Origin of the sequence: Microcoleus sp. Pol12B4, assembly GCF_036701385.1 — a bacterium.
In the GTDB taxonomy this organism is placed as follows: domain Bacteria; phylum Cyanobacteriota; class Cyanobacteriia; order Cyanobacteriales; family Microcoleaceae; genus Microcoleus.
Map to the genome: position 1 here is coordinate 1 of NZ_JAUBQR010000377.1, position 3,133 is coordinate 3,133.

At 45.0% G+C, this 3,133-nt stretch carries 1 protein-coding gene; it reads left to right on the forward strand.

The genetic code is table 11. The annotated features are described in order from the left end of the window. Positions 1-2,933 (forward strand): WD40 domain-containing protein (locus tag QUA38_RS28220; RefSeq protein ID WP_333167717.1); only part of this gene is annotated, 2,933 nt, incomplete at its 5' end. Between the last annotated feature and the right edge of the window lie 200 nt (positions 2,934-3,133).

Here is a 3,133-nt window from a genome sequence, read left to right on the forward strand (position 1 = left end):
CATCAACAACCATTTTAACAGGCGAAACTCCCCAATTTGAAGTCTTAGAATTAGAGAAATTTAACGACGAGCAAATTAGGCAAGCGCTGTCATTTCAAACAGAAGCGGCGACAGTAGAAAAAGTGATGGGAAACCCGCAACTATTGGATTTAGCGCGTCGGCCTGTGATGACCGAGTTAATTTTGGAAGCATTGCCCGATATTGAAGCTGGAAAACCAGTAGATATGTCGCGGATTTATCTGTATGCGGTGCGGCGGAAGATAGAGAGAGATATCAAAGCAGAACGCACCTTTACTTCGTTAGCAGATAAGCTTTACTTTTTGTGCGAACTGTCTTGGGAAATGCTGTCTACCAACCAAATGAGTCTCAATTATCGCGGTTTTCCCGATCGCATTCGTAGCTTGTTTGGTGCGCTCGTGCAAGAGGAAAAAGACTTAGACCACTGGCACTACGACATGATGGGTCAAACGATGCTAATCCGCAATGCAGATGGCGATTATACTCCGGCCCACCGTTCGTTATTAGAGTTTTTTGTCGCTTATAAATTTGCAGCAGAATTGGGAGTTTTGGCCGCAGATTTTACCGAATTAGTTGCGCCCGAACAGTCTTGTTTAGATCCTAATGCAGCGCCTCAAAAATATACTTGGTCTAATTATTGTCGATTGCAAGCCCAGAAGAGAAATAATGGTGAGCTTATCGCGCCTTTGCAGGGATTTACTGCTGAAGATTTAGGGCAACTTTGTCAGAGTTTCGGAAAAGCGCCGCTGACAAAAGCTGTGATGGATTTGTTGTTACCAATGGTAGGGGCGGTGTCCTCGTGCCGGCCCTGCCTCGATGTAGGGGCAGCTACGGAGGAATTATTGGAAACTCTCGAAGCAACGCGGGGAAAAACTGAAAGTGAGATAGGTTATGTGGGAGGGAATGCGGCGACGCTGTTGGTGAAAATCGATGGCACTGCGTTAGAAGCAAAAGACCTTTCTCGTGCAGTTATTTTAGGTGCTGATTTTACAAATGCTAGTCTGCGCCGCGTCAATTTTGCTGAAGCGAATTTAGCCGAATCTGTTTTTGCTAAAATTTTTGGCAGTGTTCGATCGGTAATATTTAGTCCCGATGGCAAACTGTTAGCTACAGGTGATACTGATGGCATAGTTCGCTTGTGGGAAGCTAGCAGTTACAGAGAAATATTGACCTGTAAAGGACATACCAACGTGGTGGAGTCAGTGGCCTTCAGTCCTGACGGCGAGATACTCGCTAGCGCGAGTTATGACAAAATAATCAAGTTATGGGATGTCAAGAGTGGTGAATGTTTAAAAGTGTTGCAGGGACATACCGAATCAGTAATGTCAGTCACCTTCAATCCTGATGCAAATATACTCGCTAGTGGGAGTTTCGATCGCACGATAAGATTATGGGATATCCGCACGGGTGAATGCCTCAAAGTTTTGCTAGAGCATACTAAAGTTGTATTGTCAGTTGCTTTCCATCCTGCTGGTGAGATGCTTGGCAGTGGAAGCGGCGACAAAACAGTGAGGCTGTGGAATATCGGTACTGGTGAATGTCTCAAAACTTTGCAAGGTCATACTAAAAGCGTGTTTTCAGTTGCTTTCGATTCTGCTGGTGAGATGCTTGCTAGTGGAAGCGGCGACAAAACAGTGAGGCTGTGGAATATCCGTACCAGTGAATGTCTCAAAACTTTGGAGGGACATTTCGATCAAGTACGGTCTATCGCCTTTAGTCCAAATGGCCAAATACTCGCAAGTGGAAGTCACGATCGAACAGCAAAGCTGTGGGATATCCGCACTGGAGAATGCTTGAATACTTTGCAAGGGCATAACGATGGAGTAGCGTCAGTCGCCTTCAGTCCAAACGGTGAAATATTTGTTAGCGGTAGTTATGATAAAACGCTGAGGCTGTGGGCGATCGACAGCGGTGAATGCTTGAATACGCTGCAAGGGTATAGCAGTCAAGTAATGTCGATCGCCTTTAGTCCAAACGGTGAAATTCTGGCCAGCGGCGATGACGAACAAACAATCAGGCTGTGGGATGTCAACACTGGTGAATGCCTCCAAATCTTGCTGGGTCATCTCGATCGGGTAAACTTAGTTGCCTTCAATCCTTCGGGTCAAATACTTGCCAGCGCTAGTTATGACCAAACACTGAAACTGTGGGATATTCGCAGTGGTGAATGCCTTCATACTTTGCCAGAATTTGGCAATGAAACACGATCGATCGCCTTCAGTCCTTCGGGTGAAATACTTGCTAGTGCAGGTTATAACCAAACGGTGAAGCTGTGGGATATCCGTACAGGCGAATGCCTCAAAACGTTGCAGGGGCATAACAATTCTGTACACTCGGCTGCTTTCAGTCCTTTGGGCGAGATATTTGCCAGTGGAGGTTTTGACGGAACGGTGAGGCTGTGGGATATCCATACTGGTGAATGCCTCCAAATCTTGCAGGGGCATACGGGTTGGGCACGCGCGATCGCCTTTAGCCAGAACGGTGAATTAGTTGCTAGTGGAAGTGTGGATCAAACAGTAAGACTATGGGATATCAACAGCGGTGAATGCCTGAAGATTTTTCACGAGCATACTGATTGGATAAGTTCAGTTGCCTTTAGTTATTCTGGTGAAATAGTTGCTAGTGGAAGTGTCGATCTAACGGTAAGACTATGGGATATTCGTACAGGTGAATGTCTCAAAATTTTACAAGGTCATACCAGTAGAATTAACTATGTTGCCTTCAATTCAGAAGATCAAATTATTGCTGCTTGCAGTCGGGATGGCACAATTATGATTTGGGAGATAGAGACTGGTGAGTGCCTCAAAATACTGAAAAGTGACAGACCTTATGAAAACATGAATATTGCAGGAGTTACGGGTTTAACAGAAGTTGAAAAAGCCACGCTCAAAGCTTTAGGGGCTGTTGAAAATTAATCACGATCGTAAACATTAATCCTGCGTTTCATCTGAATTGATATTACCCACAGTCAGGACACGGTAATGTCGTTTTCCTACAATTAACCGGGCAATGGTTACATCCTAAAGGGCGATAAATTATTGGTAGTGGCCAAGAAGTAATGATGGTAAGATAGTAGCCTTGATAAGTTTTTTGTCAACTATGCCGAATTGTCCCG